The organism is Nostoc sp. DSM 114167 (assembly GCF_052692655.1).
On sequence record NZ_CP195116.1, the window covers coordinates 7,432,501 to 7,453,003 of the forward strand.

General features: G+C 40.9%; 19 protein-coding genes, 2 tRNA genes, 3 pseudogenes and 1 riboswitch (1 of these 25 cut by a window edge). Of the genes and pseudogenes, 20 read left to right on the forward strand and 4 right to left on the reverse strand.

The window, feature by feature from the left end:
* Positions 1–458: the 5' portion of a peptidylprolyl isomerase gene (locus tag NSTC731_RS31165; protein ID WP_445628322.1), read on the reverse strand. 289 nt of this gene lie to the left of the window's left edge; 458 of the gene's 747 nt are visible here — the first part of the coding sequence; its start codon is at positions 456–458; the stop codon falls past the left edge of the window.
* 774 nt (positions 459–1,232) lie between these two features.
* Here NSTC731_RS31165 and NSTC731_RS31170 point away from each other — a divergent pair.
* From NSTC731_RS31170 to NSTC731_RS31210, 9 genes and pseudogenes are all read left to right on the forward strand, one after another.
* A pseudogene (locus NSTC731_RS31170) lies at positions 1,233–1,394 on the forward strand (IS701 family transposase); the annotation flags it as partial.
* A 234-nt stretch (positions 1,395–1,628) separates the two neighbouring features.
* Entirely contained in the window at positions 1,629–3,047 is a 1,419-nt protein-coding gene (locus NSTC731_RS31175; protein ID WP_445628323.1) for a hypothetical protein, read from the forward strand.
* A gap of 232 nt (positions 3,048–3,279) precedes the next feature.
* Positions 3,280–3,495: a hypothetical protein gene (locus NSTC731_RS31180; RefSeq protein WP_445628324.1), complete on the forward strand. Its 216-nt coding sequence runs from the start codon at positions 3,280–3,282 to the stop codon at positions 3,493–3,495.
* A 310-nt stretch (positions 3,496–3,805) separates the two neighbouring features.
* Positions 3,806–4,318, forward strand: coding sequence for a hypothetical protein (locus NSTC731_RS31185; RefSeq protein WP_445628325.1), 513 nt, complete (start codon positions 3,806–3,808; stop codon positions 4,316–4,318).
* A 35-nt stretch (positions 4,319–4,353) separates the two neighbouring features.
* Positions 4,354–6,219, forward strand: coding sequence for a hypothetical protein (locus NSTC731_RS31190; RefSeq protein WP_445628326.1), 1,866 nt, complete (start codon positions 4,354–4,356; stop codon positions 6,217–6,219).
* A 201-nt stretch (positions 6,220–6,420) separates the two neighbouring features.
* Positions 6,421–7,560, forward strand: coding sequence for a glutamate--cysteine ligase (gshA, locus tag NSTC731_RS31195; protein ID WP_445628327.1), 1,140 nt, complete (start codon positions 6,421–6,423; stop codon positions 7,558–7,560).
* Positions 7,561–7,924: 364 nt separating this feature from the next.
* The gene (locus NSTC731_RS31200; protein ID WP_322674339.1) at positions 7,925–8,386 is read left to right on the forward strand and encodes a tRNA (cytidine(34)-2'-O)-methyltransferase; all 462 of its coding nucleotides are present in this window, start codon (positions 7,925–7,927) and stop codon (positions 8,384–8,386) included.
* A 794-nt stretch (positions 8,387–9,180) separates the two neighbouring features.
* Positions 9,181–11,514 (forward strand): peptidoglycan DD-metalloendopeptidase family protein, encoded by a 2,334-nt coding sequence (locus NSTC731_RS31205; protein ID WP_445628328.1) that lies wholly within the window; start codon positions 9,181–9,183, stop codon positions 11,512–11,514.
* 165 nt (positions 11,515–11,679) lie between these two features.
* Positions 11,680–11,753 (forward strand) — tRNA-Met (locus NSTC731_RS31210).
* Positions 11,754–12,118: 365 nt separating this feature from the next.
* On the opposite strand, the pseudogene NSTC731_RS31215 reads toward NSTC731_RS31210, so the two are convergent.
* Positions 12,119–12,211 (reverse strand): annotated as a pseudogene (locus NSTC731_RS31215) (hypothetical protein); the annotation flags it as partial.
* 264 nt (positions 12,212–12,475) lie between these two features.
* A riboswitch (cobalamin riboswitch) is annotated at positions 12,476–12,615 on the forward strand.
* A gap of 26 nt (positions 12,616–12,641) precedes the next feature.
* Between NSTC731_RS31215 and NSTC731_RS31220 the strand changes: the two are divergent.
* From NSTC731_RS31220 to NSTC731_RS31235, 4 genes are read left to right on the forward strand one after another with little or no spacing between them, the layout of a single operon-like run.
* A complete protein-coding gene (locus NSTC731_RS31220) occupies positions 12,642–13,418 on the forward strand; it encodes an energy-coupling factor ABC transporter permease (RefSeq protein WP_445628329.1) in 777 nt (258 codons plus the stop codon).
* Complete coding sequence (locus NSTC731_RS31225; protein WP_445628330.1) at positions 13,405–13,707, forward strand: energy-coupling factor ABC transporter substrate-binding protein; 303 nt, start codon at positions 13,405–13,407, stop codon at positions 13,705–13,707. The genes NSTC731_RS31220 and NSTC731_RS31225 overlap by 14 nt, the downstream gene beginning before the upstream one ends.
* The gene (gene cbiQ / locus NSTC731_RS31230) at positions 13,704–14,516 is read left to right on the forward strand and encodes a cobalt ECF transporter T component CbiQ (protein WP_445628331.1); all 813 of its coding nucleotides are present in this window, start codon (positions 13,704–13,706) and stop codon (positions 14,514–14,516) included. The genes NSTC731_RS31225 and cbiQ (NSTC731_RS31230) overlap by 4 nt, the downstream gene beginning before the upstream one ends.
* Complete coding sequence (locus tag NSTC731_RS31235; RefSeq protein WP_445628332.1) at positions 14,491–15,321, forward strand: energy-coupling factor ABC transporter ATP-binding protein; 831 nt, start codon at positions 14,491–14,493, stop codon at positions 15,319–15,321. The genes cbiQ (NSTC731_RS31230) and NSTC731_RS31235 overlap by 26 nt, the downstream gene beginning before the upstream one ends.
* A gap of 178 nt (positions 15,322–15,499) precedes the next feature.
* On the opposite strand, the gene NSTC731_RS31240 is transcribed toward NSTC731_RS31235, so the two are convergent.
* The gene (locus NSTC731_RS31240; RefSeq protein WP_445628333.1) at positions 15,500–15,739 is read right to left on the reverse strand and encodes a hypothetical protein; all 240 of its coding nucleotides are present in this window, start codon (positions 15,737–15,739) and stop codon (positions 15,500–15,502) included.
* A 59-nt stretch (positions 15,740–15,798) separates the two neighbouring features.
* A pseudogene (locus NSTC731_RS31245) lies at positions 15,799–16,011 on the reverse strand (chlorophyll a/b-binding protein).
* Between the two features lie 70 nt (positions 16,012–16,081).
* Between NSTC731_RS31245 and NSTC731_RS31250 the strand changes: the two are divergent.
* The 7 genes from NSTC731_RS31250 (at position 16,082) to NSTC731_RS31280 (ending at position 20,379) form a co-directional block, all read left to right on the forward strand.
* On the forward strand, positions 16,082–16,288 hold the full coding sequence (locus NSTC731_RS31250) for a hypothetical protein (RefSeq protein ID WP_445628334.1): 207 nt from the start codon (positions 16,082–16,084) through the stop codon (positions 16,286–16,288).
* Positions 16,289–16,336: 48 nt separating this feature from the next.
* Positions 16,337–17,089, forward strand: a complete 753-nt coding sequence (gene cbiM, locus NSTC731_RS31255) for a cobalt transporter CbiM (RefSeq protein ID WP_445628335.1) — start codon at positions 16,337–16,339, stop codon at positions 17,087–17,089.
* Positions 17,090–17,176: 87 nt separating this feature from the next.
* Positions 17,177–17,548, forward strand: coding sequence for a PDGLE domain-containing protein (locus tag NSTC731_RS31260; protein ID WP_445628336.1), 372 nt, complete (start codon positions 17,177–17,179; stop codon positions 17,546–17,548).
* Positions 17,549–17,570: 22 nt separating this feature from the next.
* Positions 17,571–18,350 (forward strand): cobalt ECF transporter T component CbiQ, encoded by a 780-nt coding sequence (gene cbiQ, locus NSTC731_RS31265; protein ID WP_445628337.1) that lies wholly within the window; start codon positions 17,571–17,573, stop codon positions 18,348–18,350.
* A 20-nt stretch (positions 18,351–18,370) separates the two neighbouring features.
* The gene (locus NSTC731_RS31270; protein WP_445628338.1) at positions 18,371–19,165 is read left to right on the forward strand and encodes an energy-coupling factor ABC transporter ATP-binding protein; all 795 of its coding nucleotides are present in this window, start codon (positions 18,371–18,373) and stop codon (positions 19,163–19,165) included.
* Positions 19,166–19,301: 136 nt separating this feature from the next.
* Complete coding sequence (locus tag NSTC731_RS31275) at positions 19,302–19,610, forward strand: metal-sensing transcriptional repressor (RefSeq protein ID WP_445628339.1); 309 nt, start codon at positions 19,302–19,304, stop codon at positions 19,608–19,610.
* A 696-nt stretch (positions 19,611–20,306) separates the two neighbouring features.
* Positions 20,307–20,379 (forward strand) — tRNA-Ala (locus NSTC731_RS31280).
* Positions 20,380–20,503: the final 124 nt, after the last annotated feature.

A 20,503-nucleotide genomic window follows, 5' to 3' on the forward strand; every position in this document is an offset into this window, starting at 1 on the left:
GAGTTTTCTTTTGCCTGAATCCTAAAGTAGAGTTCTTGGGCAATTCCCACATCCTGGGTTCGCAGTAGGGAATAAATTACTTTGTCCAGTTTTGCCTTGGACTGAAAAAAGTAAGATTCCAGTTTATTACCCCAAGTGGCTTGCTTGAATTTTTCAATTTTCAGCTTACGAGTGGTAATAATTTCTAGTTGATCGGAAGTCAGCCCTTGATGTGCCATCCAAGCCTGGATGTCTTCTTCATTTTTAAACTGTTTTTCAGCGTAAAACTGCTGTTTAGCTTGGGCCACTTCTTCAGGAGTACACTCTATAACTACCTTGGCGGAACGTGAGTTTTGCTCTATCGCCTCATCAATAATTAATTCCCGCTGCAACTGTGGCAGCATTTGGTAACTTGCCAGTAAAGAAATCAGTTCACTAGCTGTAATTGTACGATTACCGATTTGGATCGCTTCAGTCATTAGCTTTCGGTCATCTCAAGAATATTTAGTCTGTTAAAGAAGCTATACCTTAGCCCATTGTCTAGGAATTTTTACCTGAATTCTACAGAGTTAGGTATACTAACCTCACTTTCGCAATAATTAAATAGTTACTTGCTAACATACTTAAAAATATACAGTTTGTATGAGTTTTTATCAAAGATTCTATGCAAATGCTAGCAGATGTAAAGATAAATATAAAAGACAGTTCTTGCTACTACGACTTTAGAAGACGAAGTTTATCAGACTGAGTTAGGGTGTTTTGAGGTTTCTATTATTTATTATGCGTAGAGGCACAGTGGTATTAGTGTCGCGGTTTTTCTCTCAACCTCGAAAGAGCGTTTGGTAGATAAGGGTAGACGCCAAGGATTTTCATGAGTCCGCGTACCCCTACGCGAAAACCCCTACGCGAGAGCCTTCGCGCGGCGTTTCGCATCTAAGCGTTTAGAATTTTCTCAAGTAGAGCAGGCTTGATGTGCTGAGGGCGACGCTCTTATGTTACTAAAGCTTCTTTACAAGACGTTGCGCGAAGAACGCTATCGAGCATCTAGGGGGCCTAGTTTACAAGTGTTTCAGGTATAAAGGGGGACGCATTATATACTGCCTTTTCAAATAAGGATATTTATGTATCCTATAACCACAGGACTTACGCAACTGGCACAGTGCGATCGCTACCCAGTAGTACAGAAGTATTTAATTACCCAGAATGTGTTTGATTGGCTTTACTCGAATTAGTAATAATAATCAATGATGTATCTTAAAATAAATCATATTGCTTGCACTATGTTAGTTGAGCTAAGACTGAAAAGTTTAGCTTATCAAACAGGTAAAACTATTTACAAGCTCAAGCACAATTTGCTTTTTAATTATTTAATTGAGCAACTAAAACGTCCAAAGATTGCTATGTCTTCTGTGTAGTTTTTGGGTGCTATGTGCGCTTCGCACACCATTGCTTGTGCCAGTTGCGTAAATCCTGAATAAATTCAAATTATATGTGGTATCTGTAGCCTGATTTGGAAGAATTAATCTGGCTGTAAAATACAGCATTAATATAGATAATTTTGTCTGGCAAGTGGGAATTATATGTTGTGGAGACATTGCAATGCAACGTCTCTATTTTTATGAATAAATTTCCTGGTAAATGAAAATTTTGTGCAATTTCGGTTATTAACTAGCACACGCAAATGTCTGCTAGCTGCGAACGCTCTGATCTGTCAAATTACGATTGCCCCAGCGAAGGCAGATATACCTGCGATTTCAAATCCCCAAACGCCCACAACTGCCCAATTAGCTAAGGATTCCGAATTTAAAGTTTTTCCCGTAGGATTGAATGTAGGGAACCGCAATGTCAATCCTAGCGTTTTAGTGCGTGGTCAAGAAGATGGTTCCGAAGCAGTTGATTTTGAAAATTGGCTGTTACCATACGATGCTGTAATTCAAGGGTTAAAATTAAATATTATTACCACTTTACCTGATGGTCAATTAAAAGTGCGATCGCCTGGTGTTATGACTCGCATCGACCCAACAAAACTTCGCACAGATTCAGAATTAGGATTAGTCTTTACAATTCAAGATTTACAAAATCTCTTTGGGGTAACGGCAAAATTTGATATCAATGAATACGCCATAGTTTTGGATGTTCCAAGACTAGATCGATTTAGTGGCAAATTGGCAGAAACGGAAACTCCAATTCAACTAGAAGGATTACCACACGTTGCACCTCAAAAGTTTAGTATCGCCGCAATTGAACAGAAGGTAAATGTTAGCGGTAGTGCTAGCAGAGCGACAAACTATAGAGATGATTTTCTTGGTGTTGGTAGTGCTTTTAGTGGTTCGTGGTTCTTCCGCACCGCTCAACCAAATTTAGAAAATCCGCAAACTTGGAATATTGCCGAAGCGCAGTTTCTTCGACAAACTAATTCAACTGATTATTTTGTAGGTTCCCAGCCAACGTTTTGGCAGGCTCAAGGAACAGGAGACTATTGGGATTTTACATCCATTCAACGACGGGGGTTTGTACCACCTCAACCCTTCAGTGGTGGTTCTTCCGATCCTCGCCAACGGTTACAAGCAGATTCTATTGGACGGACAATTTCTGGTAAGGCTGAACCAGGTACATTAGTGCGATTGGTGCAAGGTTTTGGCGCTCGCGTGATTGCCGAAATTTTAGTTGATTCTTCTGGCATTTACCGTTTTGAAAATATTAAAAGCCAAAATCAATTTTTGGGCAACAATTATCGCATCTTGCTCTATCCCCAAGGACGACTCACCGCCCAACCAGAAATTCAAGAGGCTACTTTTTCGACAGTACTAGGACAATTACCAACAGGTGCTTCAGGATTAATCGTTTCTGGTGGCTTACGACGGGATTTTGTGGAAAATCAAAGTTTGTTGGGTAACTTTTCTGACTTTCGGGGCGGAATTGCTGGGCGTTGGGGTTCATCGGAAAATCTGACAGTAGGTTTAGGTGGAGTGTATAACGAATCGGCTAGAGCCTTAGCAGAATTATTTTGGCGTCCGGGAAAGTTACCTTTGCAGGTAGCAGTTTCAGCATTGACGGGTAATAAGTAGGATGTGAATACAGATATTCGCTATAATCCATCTTCCAGCTTGAGTGCTGCATTTCTCAGCGATCGCTTGTCTAGTCTATTATTTAGAGACTTCCAAAAAATAAATTATCCCAAATTATATTTATATTATGGGCACACAGTTAGCTATGCGACCCAACCGACAAGTATTAATACACGATGCATTTCTGGAAAAGACATTGTGGCATGTGTAGTAAGAAAGCAAATATCACTTGATGCTCAAGTTAGCTCAAGGGGGTCTAATGATCGATCGCTTTTTGAATCTAATTTTTATCGATTCCTTTGCTGTAGTAATTAACCTGACATTTGGTACATTACTTCGCACTAAAATCTGCAATTATTCATGGGATGGAGTTGTAAATGATGAACTTTCAACACCAGAAAGTAGCGCTAGTTCTTCTAAATCTCTACCACCCTTAGAAGAGGTATAAACCACTCCTCTTCGATGAAATCTGCCTGCTGTAGCGATTCTCATTTGAAGAAAATATAGGCTTGCTTAGGGGCGTACATCTGTGCGCCTCTATGAGAATCTATATCGATCTGTGGTTAATTATATTGATTGTCACAAGCAATAACGAGAATTTTAACGGGAATACGGTAAAATCCAGAGGTACTTTTATTGTTATCAACGCGGGTTAAGGATGGAAGTAATATGATTACGTTTTTGGCTGGGGGTGATATTGCTCTTTCAGTGACGCTATTATTTCTTATGTCATAGATGTAGGCTAGGCAACTCTAGTTTTGAATATAGTTGCAATAACTTTAGGTTTTGCGATCGCTACTTTAACCGGATTAGGAGAAAAACGTTTTACAGCAATTACAGTAGAAGTAGGAATTCAAAATGGGACACTGGCGATCGCGATCGCTTCTACACCTACACTACTGAACAGTCCTACAATGACCATTATTTATTGGGGCAATTTATGGTCTGCTAATGTTTGTGACCGACATTCCTTGATGGTACAAGCTCCTAAATTCATTTATGGAGTTAATCTCAAATCTCAAACTTGTACTAAGCGACTCGTACCGACTTGTGCCGAGCGAAGTCGAGGTAGCGGAGCCGAGGTAAGTCGAAGTATCTCAAATTCCCAAGCCCCTAGATTTATCTATGGGGTCAATCCAAAATCCAAAACTTGTACCGAGCGACTCGTACCGACTTGTGCCGAGCGAAGTCGAGGTAGCGGAACCGAGGTAAGTCGAAGTATTTCAAATCCAAAATTGTCTGACTGGTGCTGGATTTGCTTGGTGGACTAGTCGTCACCAATATTTTTTGAAAGCATAAAATTAGTTTGCCTCATAGGTTACAAGTATTTGTAGAAATTGAATTATTCAATCTTGTTACGTTGATGTTTCTAGCCTCTTCTGCTAAACCCATTGATGACAATCTCAAAAATTTAGTAGACGAAATTGAAGCGCAAAGTTTTAGTTTATCAGTTTTAGCAGCGCGTCAATTCCGTTATAGTTTGCTTCAAACTCCGGTAGAAGTGAGCATCAAAGAACCCCGCCAGTTTAACGTACTCGAAGAATTTATCATCCGTGCTGCTATTGAATTTCAACCTCCGCCAACAGAAGATGAATTAGCCTCTATACTTGGGCTGGATTCTGTATTTATTAAAACTACTACTGCAACACTTCGTTCTTTACAAACTCTATCACCAACATCGCCACTAACAGTTACTCCTGAAGGTCGATCGTTTTATGAAAAAGGGTCAGTGCCACAGCCGCCATATCCTATACAAATTTATGCTATTACAGACCCTTTAAGCGATAAGATAACCTTTCAATTTGAATCCTTAAATGAGACAGTAATAAATTTGCCTGATTTGGCAGACTTTATAAATATTGATAATACAATTGCTGATATTGCTTCCTTACCTCTTGAGGAAATCCAAAAAAGTATTCAAGCTTCAGGTTTAGGACTTCATGTTCCAGAAGAGGGAAAAATTGTCACTTCCTGTAAGGTGCTAGCTTCAACTCAAAAAATTTGGAGAAAGATATCGATTTTCATTATATTTGATGCCCTTGAAGATAAATTGAGTATTCAAATAAGAAATGGAAAACAAATCTTAGAGTCAGCATCCAATTGGTTAGAAATGCTACATAGTGAAGGAAAAATCTCTTTGCAAAAATTATGTAAATTTTCAATTGCAACCATCAATTATGAACGTGAAACCATTCTCAAGCTGAAAAATACTGAAATAGAAGCTAGACTCAAAAATATTTGCACAAAGGCTCTAGAAACTTCTAAAAAATCAGTAGTAGGTCAAGCAATTCAGCTACGGAATGGACAAATTAGCCAAGCTTTTTTAGAAGTTTTAAATTCGGCGAAAAGCCAAGTTCTGATTTATTCTCCTTGGATGAATCAAGCAGTTGTTAATGAAAAATTTCTGACTCTATTACAGAAATTAGCTAATCGCGGAGTATGGATTTTAATTGGATATGGAATTACGCAGCAACTAGAAAATGAAGATAAACCAATTCCACCAGAAGTGGAAAAAAAACTTCGAGCGATAAAAACACCCGATGGGTTACCATCCGTACAGGTTTTTTGTTTGGGAGATTCCCATGTCAAAGAAGTAATAGTCGATCGAGAAATCTATCTTTGCGGCTCTCATAAGTGGCTATCTGATCGCGGTAATTACCTACCACTAGACGAGTCAGTTTATAAAGTTACAATTCCCCTTCAAGTCCAGGAAGCTTATGAATTTCTCGCTAATCGCTTCCAAAATCACGCTCAAAAATTATGGCAAAATGCTCTCGAAAACCGTGATTCTCAATTGGCTGTAGAGTCTTTATGTATCTGGAGTGCGCTAGGTATGGAAGATATTGTACTCAAAGAGATACAAAAAAATAATTGGTTTGAACTTTTGCCTGTATGGTTAAATGTAGCACTACAGGGATTAAAATCGAAAAACCTATCAGGTGATTCAACAAGTTTTCAAACTGCACTTTCGTTACTCAGTCAAGTTTCTGTTGAAGAAGCTTTTATTGAGCAATTGCAACAGGGATGGCGGAAAGTTATCGGCGCGATCGCAATTAATAATGCTGAAACTGCTTTAAACTTACTTAATGATGAAGTATGGGCGCAGTTTATACGTCTCAATATTGTTCAAGAGAGTGATTCACGCAATCATTTTATTTTGTACCGCACTTAACCCGCACTGGGATATTTTTCATACTTCAATAGTAATAATTTATCAAAGACAATCGAGAAATATGCCGTCTGAAATATACCGTCTTGATTTGGCGGGGATTGTCAATTAAATGATTCTTAACCTTTGATTGACTTAAAGATAGATCCAGAGATTCGTCTTGTTCGATACAATTTATGGGTAGAGAGAGCCGAGGAGAACAAGGTGGTCTTATTAAAAGGCTTTGAGATTGAGATGTACACGGGCACGCCTCAAGGTGAAATCGTCGGTCTCTCCGACAAAATTGTTGCGGCTTTGGATGGATTTATGCGCGAACCAGATAGCCGCAACGTCGAGTACATAACTCAACCATCCCATAATTACGAAAATTTGTTGTGTGCCTTGCTGCGTCCCCGGCGGGAGTTGCGAAACTACCTCAATCGTTTGGGCGATTACACCTTAATACCAGGGAGTACTTTATCTTTGGGTGGGGGCGATCGCTTTGTGCGTTCCGATCCAGCAAACCCCTATCATGACTACATTGAGAACACCTACGGCACGAAAGTAGTCACCGCTAGCGTACACATCAATATAGGCATCAGCGACCCAGAAGTATTGATGCGGGCGTGTCGGGTAATCCGTATGGAAGCACCCCTATTTCTCGCTCTCAGCGCCTCATCTCCGTTCTTGGATGGCAAAGCTACCGACTATCATTCCACACGTTGGGGCGTTTTCCCACAAACGCCCAGCCATGTGCCCTTATTTGCCAGCCACGCCGATCATATCCAGTGGGTGGAAGATCAACTCGTTGCCGGAACCATGCAGAATGTAAGGCATTTGTGGGCATCGGTGCGACCAAATGGCGATCGCCGTCCTTATGACTTGAATCGCCTAGAACTACGAATTTGCGATTTAGTCACAGATCCCATTGCCTTATTAGCTATTACTGCCTTATTAGAAGCGCGTTTGTTGCAAATAATCGAAAATCCCAGCATCGATCCGTTAACCCAAAGCACTTTCTCTGCTGAAGAACTTGTCACCCTGACTGCTGACAACGAAGCTGCTGCTGCTGCTGGTAGTCTTGATGCTCAGTTGAGGCATTGGCAAGATGGCAGAAGTATTGTAGCCAGAGATTGGATTGCCGAAATTTACCAAGATGTTTGGGCGATCGCCAAGCAACAAGGTTTTAGCTGTTTCCTTTCCCCTTTGCACAAAATCCTCCGCGAAGGCAATGAAGCTCAACAGTGGTTGCAATTACACGCAGTTGGTTTTGACACCCAGCGCGTCATCACTCAGGCTATTATTGCCACCCAAGAGCGCGAAATCGAACTCGAAGACAAATTATGTTCGTCGCTGCTGGGTTAACTCAAAAGACATTGGGGATTAGGCATTGAGAAAACACTTTGTTTATGTTCTTGTCCCCTCATCCCCTCACCTCTACTCCCCATTCCCCATTCCCGTCTTCATACAAATGGTAGATTTTATTGCAGGCACTACCAGCCCTAAAAGACACAAGCACTTACTTTGTCTACACAAAACTTAATATTTCCCGATTGTAGCCAAATATCCTCTCAGGCATTGATCTGGGCTAATTTGTACTTCCTTTTAAAAATCTAATCGATAGAGGATGCTTGATTATTATTAACAAAACCTATGAATAGCCTCTACCTTTTGGTAGATTTAACATTGACAATAAATTTTTTTATACAATACCTAAATTGTACGGATAATGCCTCAGGTAGTTTTAGTTAACCCGCAGATACCTCCTAATACAGGTAATATTGCCCGTACTTGTGCAGCTACAGGTACAGAGTTGCATTTGGTGGGGCCTTTAGGGTTTGAAATTAGCGATCGCTACCTCAAAAGAGCCGGTTTAGATTACTGGCCTTATGTCAAACTACACTATCACGAATCACTAGAAGCCTTTAAAACCGTACATCAGAGGCGTGGCGGCAGATGGTTGGGTTATACGGTTAATGGAAATTGTAATTATGTAAGCTTTCAGTTTCAACCTGATGATTGGCTACTGTTCGGTAGTGAAACCACGGGTTTACCACCAGCAATTCTGTCAGATTGCGATGCTACCGTCTATATTCCCATGAGCCAACCAGGGGTTCGTAGCTTGAATCTGTCAGTGAGTGTAGCAATAGGCTTATTTGAAACCCGTCGCCAGTTAGGCTATTTAGAATAGTTGTTTACATGACTGCTTATAAGTGTATTTACTTATAAGCTTTCCATAAACCTATTAGACGATTTATTTGTGACTGTAAAAATTTTCTTGATGATGGCAATAATATGTAAAACAATATACCAAAAAATGGGTTTATTCGCGAAATGTAGTGGAAGATACTTACAAGTATAGTAAGGTTATTATAAGAAATTTGTATATAAAACTTGGGATATTGCCAAATTTGAATGATAGATTTTGATGAATTTAAAACATCCTAAACTAGGAACGAAATTGCTAAAATCCAGTCATGTATTACATTTGAGCTATTTTTGCTCGATCGAGGACAGAAATTAGCCCAAAAGTAGCCGATAGTTAATACGGTTGTTTTTTAGGGAATAATCAACGTAAAGTCTCGTGTTGAGAAGACGGATGGGGTAGAAATATCTTGAAGATATCTACAGCAGGGGGCATAACTTTTCCAGAAGTCGCCGCAATTTAATTTTTAGCAGCGACTTGGACTTGGCAAATAATTTGTCCAGTCCCCGTGATTGACGCAAGACAAGCGCGGATAATGGTAAAGAATAAAATCTCGTCCTAAGTGGTGTTAGGAGTGGTTCGGACAAGTAAACACAGCAAAATTTAAGTTTTGCAAACAGATGTGAACTTGTCTAAATCAGAGAAGCAGGTTAATCTTGCGTAAGCATCTCTGGTGAATGTGATCTCGATCTATCATTTGTTGCGATCTAAATCATTGACTAGTATCCAACTGAAAAATCGAGGTTAGTTAAGCGCTAGTGATCGTAAGGAGGTCGTCTTTGAAACGAGCATTGAAAAAGAGAGTAAAAGCTGTGTTGAACAATACCCCTAGCAGCGATGATGCCCCGGTAGAACTGCTAAATGTGATGAATCCAAAAGTGAACAGCCGGGTGCGGACAAAAGCGGCGATGATTGGCTTGGCAATCTCTATGGGAGCAACCAGCCTTTTGGTGACTCGACAAAGCGATCAAGCCCAAGCAGCGGTGCCAGTAGGTAGCCAAAAGGCAACTTCAGCGATTCCTGCTGTTCCTGACACCAAAGTGAAATTTGCCTCCACAAAGCTGGAGTCCCAAGCAGTCTCATCAGCGAGCGTGCCGGAAAATCCTGTAATCGTGGAACCAACGGCAGTATCACAAGTGCCTGGGCTTGAAGCTAAATGGCAAGTCGCGGCAAGTGGAATATCTTTGCAAGTTCCTGCATCAAACACGTTTTCTCAAACAACAGCAGGTGATAAAAATTCTACTTACCTGAAGCCCAAAATGGCACAGGGATTGAACAATACCTTAGCCGAAACTAGTTTTCCAACAGTCAATAAGCTGTCTGACTATAGTGCTGATGGTGTTGATAGTACAAATACATCACTAACTGCCCAGCCACAAACAGTGGCAACGTCAACCGCAGTTAACAGTGAAATAAATGCACAACTTAAGGCGCAACAAGAGTTCGCACTAAATCGCTTACAAGAAAAATCGAACCGCTTAAGAAAGAGTCTGGCGCAGTTGCAGTCTGGAGAGACCAAAAATTTATCACAAGCTGATATAGAATTGGCGCAGCCGACAACTGTGGTTGAGAAGACTGCATTAGCAGTCCAGTCAGATACTTCTAGCGATGCAAGCCAAGCGAACCTGGTATCGAAGTTAAAACAGAAGCCAAGAGACACTGCATCTGTACCATCGGCGCCAATAGTGATTGCCTCCTCGACGCATACAGCTTATGAAGTTAAACCTGGAGATACACTAGCAGCGATCGCCAGCAGATACAACACTTCAGTATCAGAACTAGTTAAAGCAAATAACCTCAATAATCCCAATGAACTGCGAATTAGTCAAAAACTAGTTATTCCTGCGGTTCAAATTCCTGCGGTTCAAATTCCTGCGGTTCAAATTCCTACCGTTAAAGTTGAGGCAACTGTAGCGAATCAGCCGACTTTTGTAGAGTCTAGCAAAACTCCTAATGTTGCTACCTCCCCTTTGAATATTGGTAGTGCTAACTCATATCTACCTAGTTCACCATCACCAACTATTGCCGACAACAGTAGCGTTGCCGTCCCTGCACCGGTAACTGTACAGATTCAGGCAAATAGTGCAACCGACTTAGAAACGGCCCCCCCGACAGCTAAGTCTAATGGCGTCGGTGGTGATATTCCAGTGCCACAAGCTTTTGCCGAAATGCAACAGCCGAAGACACCAGTAAATAGGGTAGCAAGGGTAAACAATAACAATAATGACCGTTTGCGGGGCTTACAAGCGGAAATCCAGAGATTACAGCAGAAATATCGCGCTCAACAGTCTGGTAATTTAGTTGTGCCAGCAGCAGCGATCGAAGCAAATAATGCTGCTATACTCACTCCTATTTCTACGCCCAATAATTTCAGTGTACCTAACTCTGCATCTAGACCAAATAGTGTAGCAATACCAATTCCAGTTCCGACACCGATTCGGGCTAACTATAGCGTTCAGCCTAAGCCCCAATTGCGTACTACTGTACGCCCTACCGAAGCAGTAAACCCAGAATTCTTGCCTAATCTAGGTTCTGCTAGCCAGTGGACTCCCTCTCGGACTCAATCTGCGACAAGGGTGGCAACGCCTCCTGGAAAAGTAAATGCCTCTGACTCTTTAGGAAAGATGCGAGGAACCACAGTTTCTCCACAGGTATTACCGCCTTTGGCAGCAGTGGATCAATATCTTCCCAGACCCATTGACGAACTTACGCCTCCTCCATCTAGTTCAACTTTGGCTTATATCTGGCCAACGAAGGGTACTCTCACTTCTGGCTTTGGTATGCGTTGGGGAAGACCCCACAAGGGAATTGATATTGCTAACTCCACTGGCACGCCAGTTGTTGCCTCAGCTGACGGTACGATAGAAAAAGCCGGCTGGAACAATGGTGGCTACGGCAACCTCGTCGAAATCCATCATCCTGATGGCAGCAGCACTCGCTATGCTCATAACAGCAAGATTCTGGTGCAACCGGGTCAACAGGTACATCAAGGAGAAACAATTGCTTTAATGGGTACTACTGGTCACAGCACTGGCCCACACAGCCACTTTGAAATTCATCCATCAGGCAAGGGTGCTGTTAACCCAATAGCCTTTCTACCACAACGCCTGTAATTCTTAGTTGTCTTTAACTAAATCATTGCTTTGTTAGTTGAGGGAGTTTACCTCCCTCTTCTACTTTTATTACCTCAATAAGAATGAAAGTTCTAACAAAATTGCAAAACAGACTAGTCTTGAGCAAATTTATATGCTATAGTAGTTAATGATTTTGAAAAACATGGCTCAGTAGCTCAGTTGGTTAGAGCACGGGACTCATAAGCCTGGGGTCGTTGGTTCAACTCCGACCTGAGCCATTTTAAAAGTAAGATAATATAAGTGTTTCAGCTTCTAGGCATTTGTAGTACTAGGGAGCTGAATTGCTATATAAGCCTCTTTTGACTATCAAATGACTATGCTCATTCAACAGCGTGATAGTCATGAAAGTTGGAATTGAAGCCCTGAAAGGTCGTTTAATATCATATCCGGTTGAAGACTTATCATTTAGAGGGCAGTTCTTGCTGGGATCAGGGGGAAAGAGACTTTTGGGATTTTTGCACAGATCCGGTAATCATAAGTGATTAGCCGGACATGATATAAGATTAAGATTTACTATAGTTTGATTATTAATACTAATCAGAAATATTTATCTTTACATTTAGCTGACACTCCTGAAAATAGGTACATCCCGCATTGCATCTCTCGACCACAGGCTCATTGTTATTATCAAGCAAACTACCAGTTGTGCTGGTAACGAGCGATGACGTTCCTCTTCGACCTTAGTTTTAGCGTAGACGCTCTTAGCGGCTTGCCGAAGGCATCGCTTCTTCGATTGAAGTTGCTGGAATAGCCATCTCTATTGCTTTGAATATCTCAGTATTTTGTATCTTGTAATACATTAATGAGAATTCTTTCAGATACACCGTACTTGATTTCCATTTTTGGAAGCAATACCTAATTTACAACTGTTTGAGCCTTAACTGAACCGTATTGCGGCAGCTGTATTAAGAAAAAATCGCTGTTCAAAATTGGTAATAGTGATATAGTTACTCCAATCGGTTCTGATGGGGAGCAGCCATCGGACGCAAGGGGGAAAGTCTGGTGAAAATCCAGCACTGTCCCGCAACTGTGAACCTAAAATAGGTGAGTCAGGATGCCCGCCGGTTAGAATCAATTCGTTTACATAAATCTGCGAGGTACAGGTTATGAAAAGAAAACAGGCGTTAGTCAGTCTAAGCCTGATGGGAGTTATTAGTTTTTATCTAGTAGTTGGTTTACCCAAGCCCGCCTACGCTATGCACATTATGGAAGGTTTTTTACCAGTGCAGTGGGCGATTTTTTGGTGGATTGTGGCATTACCATTTTTTTTATTAGGATTGCGTAGTCTGACTCGCATTACCCAAGCTAACCCACAGCTAAAACTGCTACTAGGCCTGGCTGGTGCTTTCACTTTCGTGCTGTCAGCATTAAAAATCCCTTCCGTCACGGGTAGCTGTTCTCATCCTACAGGGACGGGGTTAGGTGCGGTGCTGTTTGGCCCCCTGACTATGACGGTTTTGGGTAGTTTAGTATTGTTGTTTCAAGCTTTGTTACTAGCGCATGGCGGCTTAACGACGCTGGGAGCAAATGCTTTTTCAATGGCGATCGCTGGGCCATTTGCCGCTTACTGGATATATAATCTGACAATCAAGTTGGGTGGTAAACAAAAAATTGCGATATTTCTAGCAGCTGCGATCGCAGATTTACTCACTTACGTTATCACTTCTATCCAACTCGCCTTAGCTTTTCCTGCACCTATTGGTGGGTTTCTCGCTTCATTTACCAAGTTCGCCGGGATTTTTGCCATAACTCAAGTCCCTTTAGCAATTAGTGAAGGGTTGCTAACTGTATTGGTGTGGAACTGGCTGCAATCTTATAATCCTCAAGAGTTGGAATTGCTGAAATTAATCAAACGGGAACCCCAAAGAAATGAATCAGTCTAAAAAAGGGTTGAGTAACTGGCTGTTGGTAGTAGCTGTATTAGCTTTAGCAGTTGCACCGTTAATATTTGTCCGTGGTGGCGAATTTACAGGTTCCGATGACAAAGCCGAAAAAGCAATTACTGAAATCCAACCTGGATATAAACCCTGGTTTAAATCATTTTTTGAACCAGCTAGTGGGGAAATAGAAAGTTTATTATTTGCTTCACAAGCAGCTTTAGGTGCTGGAGTAGTCGGTTATGCAATTGGGTTGTATAAAGGACGTTCCCAACAACAAAAACGTGAAGAATGAGCCTGCAAATAGACACTTTAGCTTATACCAATAGACTCCGGAGATTGCCACCAGAACATAAACTAATTTTTGCATTTACTACTCTTGCTATTTCCCTTGCCAGCCATCCGCTAGTACAAATTTTAATCATAGTTTGGATGAGTATTTGGACAGTAATTTATGCAAGAATTCCGGCTGGAGTTTATTTTCGGTTGTTAACGTTCACCATAGTTTTTTGTTTGACGAGTTTACCAGCCCTGATGGTAAATGGAGTTGCCATTCCTGATTTACAAAGCGTCAAATTAGATTCGTGGTATGGACTGACTCTCGGACACTTCTATATTTATATCAGCCATAGTGGCAGTATCCAAGCATTGGGACTTTTAACCAGAGCATTAGCCTCTGTTTCTTGCTTATATTTTCTCATGTTGACCGTCCCTTTCATAGAGATATTACAAACTCTGCGTTACTTACGATTCCCAGTGCTGTTAACCGATTTATTATTGCTAATGTATCGGTTTATTTTCATCCTGCTGAACACAGCCAATGAATTATGGACAGCACAAAATTCCCGTGGTGGCTACCGAACTTGGCGTAGTGGAATGAAAAGTTTAGCACTACTAATCGGACAACTATTACAGCGAACCTTAGAACGATATAGTCAGTTCTCTCTGGGACTGGAAGCACGAGGTTTTGTTGGTGAATTTCGAGTTTGGCATCAGAGTCGCTATCGTCCTCAATTACGGTATATTATCGAAGCGATTTTCGGCTGTGTAGTATTAATAGGATTGGACTTTTGGCGGAATGCAGGAATATTTACTTCAATTTGAGCAGGTATATTATACTTATCCTGGCGCACAACAATCAGCTTTGAATGGTGTAACATTGAACATTCCATTAGGTAAAAGATGTGCGTTAATTGGTCAGAATGGTTGTGGTAAAACAACATTATTTTTACTAGCTAATGGTCTATATAAACCTGATTCTGGAATTGTTCGGTGGCGTGGTGAACCGTTAAGTTATAATCGGAATTATCTGGCTAAATTAAGGCAAAATGTCGGGTTAGTATTTCAAGATCCAGAACAACAATTAGTAGCTTCTACTGTTGAAGAAGATATATCTTACGGTTTGTGTAATTTGGGTTTACCAGTATCGGAAATTCAACAGCGAGTAGAGCAAACATTAGTTGAATTTGGACTAACTACTTTAGCCCAAAGACCAGTACATCATCTGAGTTTGGGACAAAAAAAGCGAGTTTCTATTGCAGATGTGATGGTACTACAACCAGAACTATTAGTGCTGGATGAGCCTACTGCCTATTTAGATGTCAAACATACTCGTAATTTGATAGCAACTCTGAAAAAAATTCATCAAGATGGCACTACTTTAATAATGGCAACTCATGATTTAGATTTAGTCTATCGGTGGGCGGATTGGATTTTTGTTATGGATAAAGGGCGACTGATTTTAGAAGGCAAACCCCAAGATATATTTAGCCAGCGTACACTTTTAGAAGAGTTAGAGTTGGGCATACCATTGATATATGAGATGTTATTTAATGGGTTATCTGCTGAGTCAGGAGTAGTTAGAGAACGAGTGCAACAACGAATAGTAGAATTATTTCGCAATTTTTAATAATTTTACAGTTAGAGAATTTCAATAATGAAAGACAATGCTTCTATCAGGACTTAAATCTTTTTGAAGCAGAAACAAGCCTCAAACTCAGACATCACTATATATTTAAAAGAAGTCTTGGTTTTGTTTACCAAAACTTCAAGCGAATTTATTCGATTGAACACGCTTATACAATTGCTTATCCCAAATTGCTGAAGAAAGTTCCCCAAAGGATTCCTGTTACTCCTACAGCAATTAAAAGGTTAGTAAAAAACTTGCCTAATTCAATTTCTTGTCCAAGTGCTTTGTCATCTTGACCTGCGGTGAAAAACAATGACCAAGCTTGGTTAAGATTGATTTTCTCAAAGTTGGTGAAATCAGGTCGGAAAACAACGGGGCCAATCAAATCTTGTTTAGGGAAATCAAAATCAGTTCTCATAACTCTCCTTTAATTTTCTATGGGTTGATTGAATGTAATTTTTGAATAGTCGAAATTATTTACAAGCTTGTCAGCCATCCAATCAGGCCGTGTCCGGTGATTACTTCCACAGCGATAAGTGAGACGAAGCCAATCATTGCCAGACGACCATTGAGTTTTTCAGCATACTCGGTAAAGCCAACTCTTGGAGTTTGGTCTACATAAACTTTTGGTTCAACTGCAAAGTTGTTGAGTTAACCGAGTTCGTTGATGGTGAAGCCTTTGCTAGTCATGTTTTTTTCCTTTGCTGGTTTATGTAACTAAATATAACTATATGTGAATATTTTTTGCAAATGCTTGACAATGCAAGTAAGTGCGGTAAACCGTACTAAATCAGATCGTAGATACCGTATCTGTGAAAAGAAAGCAATTATTGCTTGTGTGCAAGCATCATTTTTTCGTGTTGCTGCCATTACTTTGATGGCGCAAGCGTCCGCCGTAGGCGATCGCACTACAAATTTTATGCCCCCCTACCGGATTGAAGTTTATACAAAATACATGGTCTACTAAAAAACTAGACCCTTAAATAATCTGGCTGCAAAGAACACTTCTTAAATTATGAACATAGTAGCGTTCGCGGGTATTTCGTCCTTCGGCTGGCTGTACTGGATAATACAGCCGCATTTAGCGATGCACATTCCCGATGGCTTTTTGAATCTACCTGTTATCCTTGTCACCTGGATAATTGCTATCGGTTTGATTGCACTAGCTATAAGGCAAGCACAGGCAGAATACCAAGAACGAGCCGTACCTTTAATGGGAGTTTGTGCAGCTTTTATTTTTGCAGCACAAATGATTAATTTCCCGATTCCTGGAGGTACGTCTGGACACCTTTTGGGTGGAACGCTGGCAGGAGCTTTACTAGGGCCCTGGGCTGGTTCGCTAGTGATGGTTGCAGTGTTCATTGTCCAGGGCGTTCTGTTTCAAGATGGTGGACTGACCGTGTTAGGAGCCAACATCTTTAACATGGGATTAATTGGTACGTTTGGCGGTTACTATCTCTATCGCACAGTGAGATTTGCTATTGGACGCGATCGCTTATCTGGATTAGTTATTGGCGCGGCGATCGCCGCCTGGACAAGCGTAGTCGTAGCCTCAATTATATGTGCCTTGGAACTTGCAATTTCTGGGACAGTTCCTCTAGCGGTAGCTTTCACAGCAATGGCTTCTTGGCACGTTCTAATTGGTATTGGCGAGGCAGTGATTACTGTAGTAGCACTCAGTTTCATTTGGCGGACTCGACCTGAATTACTTTACGACCCGCCCCGCAAGACGAAAGTATCAACCTCTCGTCCTCTGTCTCGGTATTAAAGTAATTCGTAATTCGTAATTATTTTTTGTAAAGGGATTTAGACCCGTTATCGATAGTTAAATCGAATGAATCAGGAGTGAATGCTTATGAGTAGCAACATCTCGCGATCGCGTAACCGTGCTTTTGTCATCGCTGGCTTAGGTATTGCCCTGCTGATTGCAATTTTCCTTTCGCCGCTAGCTAGCAAAAACCCAGATGGGTTAGATAGAGTTTCACAAGACCTGAAGTTTGATAGCAAGGCACATGAAGATACGCCAGCTCGTAAGTTACCCTTTTACGGCATATTTGATGAGTATGCTCTCAGAGGTGTACCAGAGGCGATCGCCACTCCCTTAGCTGGTTTAGTTGGAACACTAGTAACTTTTGGCTTGGCTTGGGGTATTGGCAAACTAGTCGTGCGTGGTTCAACTTCACCTTCCACACATGATGGCTATTCCGACTCAGATGCAGCAGATTAAATACAAATAGGAACTTAACATCATGCTGTTGCACATTGGGGCATTTGTGCTGGATATCGATAGCAAGCAGGCTACTGTTTGGCACAAACTTGCTCCCCGTACCCGGATATTATGTACATTGTTGTTCGTGTTCGCCACTGTCTTAACACCAGATGGCCACTGGTGGACTTGGACTATTTATGGATTAGCTTTAGTCTGCCTGCTATTACTGAGTCGAGTCACCTTAGCAGTACTACTGAAACGGTTGGCAGTAGAGTTCACATTTATTGGTGTAGTTCTCCTGGGGACTTTATTTCGAGGTGGTGGCGAAGTTTTATGGTCTTGGGGGCCATTACAGATTACGACAGTGGGGCTAACTGTTTTGGGTAGTGTAACGCTTAAGGCATTGCTATCGCTATTGATACTAAATTTACTCACGTTAACAACTTCAGTAACAGCACTACTTCATGCCCTGCTGGAACTGAAAACCCCACCGCTACTAGTAGCAATTCTGGCATCTATGTATCGCTATATCAGCGTATTAATAGGTGAGTTTAACGCGATGCGTCGAGCAGCCGAGTCCCGAAACCTGATGAACAGCAATCGCTCGATACGTTTAATTGTTGGCAACACGATCGGAGCGTTGTTTATCCGCACTTATGACCGGGGAAATTTAGTTTATCAGGCGATGCTATCACGAGGTTATCAAGGAGTCCCACCGATGATAGAAAAAGTCTCGTCAGGAGGACGAAATGACATTGTGGCTTTGAGTTTGACTATAGTTTTAGCATTATTGGGTCAGGCTATTTACTGGCGGAAATAATATTTGTTTAGATTGTTTTAATGCATCATAATCCAATATCAATTCAAAATCTTAGCTATACCTATCCTGATGGAACTCAGGCTTTGAGAGATATTAATCTGTCCATCAAAGCAACTGAGCGAGTAGCATTAATTGGAGCCAATGGTTCAGGAAAATCTACGTTGCTGTTACATCTGAATGGCATTCTCATGCCTCAATCGGGACAGGTAACGATTGGAGAATGGCCTTTAAATGTTGAGAATTTGCGAAACATTCGGAATTTTGTCGGGTTGGTGTTCCAGAATCCCGATCATCAGTTATTCATGACAACAGTCTGGGAAGATGTTGCTTTTGGCCCGATGAATATGGGCGTACAAGGTGAGGAATTACAACAGCGAGTTCTTCATGCAATGGCAGCAGTTGATATCGATCCCCAATGGTATGGACAACGCTACACAGGTAATTTATCTGGAGGTGAAAAAAAACGGATTGCGATCGCTGGTGTCTTAGCCATGAATCCACAAATATTAGTATTTGATGAACCCTCAGCTCAGTTAGATCCCCGTTCTCGCCGTCAATTAATCGAACTGCTGCACAGTTTACCTCTAACACAACTGATTGCAACTCACGATTTAGATTTAGCTTTGGATTTGTGCGATCGCACAGTTGTTCTCAGTCAAGGTCAGGTCGTGTACGATGGTGCAACTGAGCAGGTAATGAGCAATCCAGAGTTCTTGGTTAGGCACGCTTTAGAGTCACCATTATGCTATAGCCGCCCTTATTGTCAGCTGGAACACGCACCTGTTAGTCCATCTCGGTATGGTGAATTTGTTTGATTCAATCACATTCAATTGTTATTCAAACAGGTACTTGCTATTATCAAGATTTTTTAGCAGTAATTTAGATTTTAAGCTACTAGTAAATTGTTACTTATCAATTTTAAACCGATCAAAATCTACCAAAAATAGCTATATGGATTCTCATCAAGAAAACATATCCAATATAAAACATAGTTACAGTGAAGCATCTCTAAATGATTTGATGAAGCGATTGTCTCGTATTGAAGGACATATTCGGGGTGTTAAAAATATGATTGAGAGTAGTCGTCCTTGTCCGGATGTATTGATTCAAATAGCTGCTGTTCGAGGAGCAGTTCAGCAAGTTGGTCGAATTATTTTAGATGAATATCTCAAGGAATCCGTTGCTCGAACTACTCAACAAGGAGATATTAAAACTGAGATTGAAGCATTAAAGACGGTGTTGGATCGTTTCTTAAGCTAGATATAAGTTTGCTACGCAGTGAAGTTATTGCTCATTAGAGGCTCTTAGCAAAATGGTTTGAGCTTTAGAGATTGTTTATTCAAGTTAATTACGATTTTTAAGTAGTTATTTTGTTAAAGTATGGTATCTAACAAACTTAAGCGACTTATATCCTTATTAATTTGTTTGTGTCTTTTAGTTCCGTCTGTACCAGTAAAAGCCCAAACTCCAGAAGAATGGATCGCTCTAGGGTTGTTTCTATGAACCCTTTCAGGTAAAACTCGATCGAGAATCTCCACAGTTAACCAACTCAAAAAAAGGGAAGTTCTTGTGGTTGTAAACGTTGGAATTTTGGGAAGCACGACAAACAACTCGTAATGTGCCAGTGAAACTTAGACGTAAGGGTGAAACATCTGCGCTGTTTTGTTAAGACAAGTTCTCTTAGTTAGTAATGCTTTTGATGCTTTTGATATTCTGCAATTTCTGCAAAGGATATAAAGCAATTGCTGGCATTGTCCGTTTATCCATAAAGCCAGAATAGGAAAGGGTTTTTCACAGACAGGGCATTTTGATAACAAGCGTAACTGATGGCGATCGCATCCACATAACTTAATACAGGTGTCTTGACTTAAATTGCATAAACTTGCATAATAATAAAGCTAATACAATTTATAAAACTAATTAGTAAGCTTTTTAAGCTTATCTACTAGTAGTTTTGGGGTTATAGCGCAGTTGGTAGCGCACCTCAATGGCATTGAGGGGGTCAGCGGTTCGAATCCGCTTAGCTCCACTATTAAAACATAGGTACTCAAAACCTGTTTGTTTTGTGTCACCTGAAGGAGAAGTTGCACAACTTGTCTAACTTCTCCTTCAAAATTAAGCAAGATTATGCTTGAAATCACAACTAGTGGACT